Source organism: Deinococcus roseus (assembly GCF_014646895.1).
Classification (GTDB): Bacteria; Deinococcota; Deinococci; order Deinococcales; family Deinococcaceae; genus Deinococcus_C; species Deinococcus_C roseus.
In genome coordinates this window covers 1-2,032 of sequence record NZ_BMOD01000067.1, presented here as the reverse complement: position 1 = coordinate 2,032, position 2,032 = coordinate 1, and the positions used below count along the sequence as shown (strand labels likewise).

Here is a 2,032-nt window from a genome sequence, read left to right as displayed (position 1 = left end):
GTTAGGCCTGGGGCACCTGGTCAGAGTGCTCACCCAGCGGCGCTTTTACGCCCCTGCCATCAAAATTTTGTCCTGTACTTAGTCCCGAGGCTTACTGCACAGAGGCCTACTGCATCAAAGACACCACCTACACCCTGGCAGATTCCATGCTGGACACCAACACCTGGGATCCAGTGCAGCCCTTTATTGTCAAGTCCAACCCCCAGGGCAAAGGCGAGAGCGAATTCAAAGACCCGACGCCGAGCCGTGAGGTGGGTCTGACCAGCAGCAGTGTCAGCAGCCCTGATGCTTTCCAGAATCCTTTCCTGGGTGGAAGTGATGTGGTCGCTCCAGCAGACAGCATCACCCAGAATGCCACGGGCATGTCTGCCTTCAGCAACCCCCTCCCAGATCCCCAAAACCAAACTCCACCCGAAGCGGAACCTCTAGACCCCAGCGAGTTTGGTCCTCCTGTTCCCCTCACCGATGTGAACTCCAATGCGTTGGGGGCCAGCAACGTTGCAGACAACGCTGAACTGAATTCCTCAGGCAGTGTGGGACTCACTGAAGCCACCTTGCCCACGCCAGAACTCAATCCCAACCTGAGTGGGAGTGCAGGAAGCTCAGGGGTGGTCGCACCAGACAGTGAACTCAATCCCAACATTGGGGGTGGCAACACGGGTGCAGGAGGAAGCTCTGGTACAGGGTCTGGGGTGGTCTCACCAGATGAGCCGCCCCTCCAAAAATCTCCTACAATCAGCGCATTCGCTACTGAGCCTGATCGTTCAGTCGAAGCCATGTGCAATGACCCGGCTCAAAATCTTAAAGATGCCAATGCCAAAGAGACCTGTGCTTATTACAAAGCCCTGGGCGAAAAAGATGACGACAGTGCCAAAGCCGCTCAGGATCTCCTCAATGTCACCCTGAGCAAGTATGGTCTGGGCGCACTCTATGACATGAAGGATGTGCTGAAAGTTCTGAGGGGTTTCAGGTTCGAGAAAGCAGGGCAAGTTCTTCAGGGCATTGTCAGTGAATTGGTACTCAATGACAAAATGACTCCTGAATTGTTGGAAACGTACGCCAAATTTGCTCGCAACTACACGGCCAGTAAAGGTGAAAGCCTAATCGCAGGAGGTGGCCTGGTTGCAGGCATCCTGATTACAGGCTATGGAGCCGAAATGGCCGACATGGTGGCAGATTATGTTCCAGGGCTCAGTAATTTTAAGAGCGCATATGAAACGGCAGTCGGCACGAGTCTGTTCAGTGGGACTCAATTGACAGGCTGGGAACGGGTACTAGCTGAGATTTTGCACTTATTCAGCCCTTGGAAAAAGATGCAGTTCTGAGCCGGTGAAAAGCTGATCCTGCAGCATCCAGAATTCTGCCCTGAGCACCCACAAGACCAGACTTCTCGCAGCCTGAAAAGCCAGCTCGCCCCAATCCATGGTTGGCGAATTCGGATACTCATTGACTGTGTGGGTCAGGATAAAGGCCAGCAAAGACAGAAAAATAAACCGAATGGCACCCCTCAACGTCCGCTGGCCGAATTGGTCCAGCCCGAAGCGGCCCTTGGCGGCTTTAAAAAATGCTTCAATTCTCCACCTCAATTTTCCCCAGGACACCAGCGTTTTGGCCGTCAGAGGCTGATTGCACATCACATAGCGCCGCTCTGTTTCCCCAGTCGGGTACCGGCGCTCAAACCATGCCACCGTGACCTGCAGTTCGGGGGTGTTCAGTTTGACCCAACTCCCGTTAAGAAACAGCTCTTTGACCTTCTTGTCGCCCACTTTCCGATCTCCTTTGGTGCCGACCAACACGGTCAGACCCAACTGGGACAGCGGTTTCAAGAAATACTGATTGTCAAATCCACTGTCGGCCAGTACTTTCAGGTGAAAGTGTCCCTGGAGTTGACGGCATAGGGATTTGATCATGCCGACAGCCAATTTGCTTTCACTGGCATGGCCTTTGCCTTTCCAGACGGCAAAAGACCATGGAAATCTAACTTTACCGATCAGCAGGTAGACCACCACCAGATGCAAACCATATTTGCCGT

The 2,032-nt window shown here is 53.4% G+C and carries 2 protein-coding genes; one reads left to right on the top strand and one right to left on the bottom strand.

Annotation, left to right across the window (positions count from 1 at the left end):
- Positions 1-362: 362 nt before the first annotated feature.
- Positions 363-1,325, top strand: a complete 963-nt coding sequence (locus IEY52_RS26350) for a pre-toxin TG domain-containing protein (protein ID WP_189009649.1) — start codon at positions 363-365, stop codon at positions 1,323-1,325.
- Here IEY52_RS26350 and IEY52_RS26345 read toward each other — a convergent pair.
- The coding region (locus tag IEY52_RS26345) for a transposase (RefSeq protein ID WP_189009647.1) at positions 1,293-2,032 on the bottom strand (740 nt) is incomplete at its 5' end. The genes IEY52_RS26350 and IEY52_RS26345 overlap by 33 nt on opposite strands.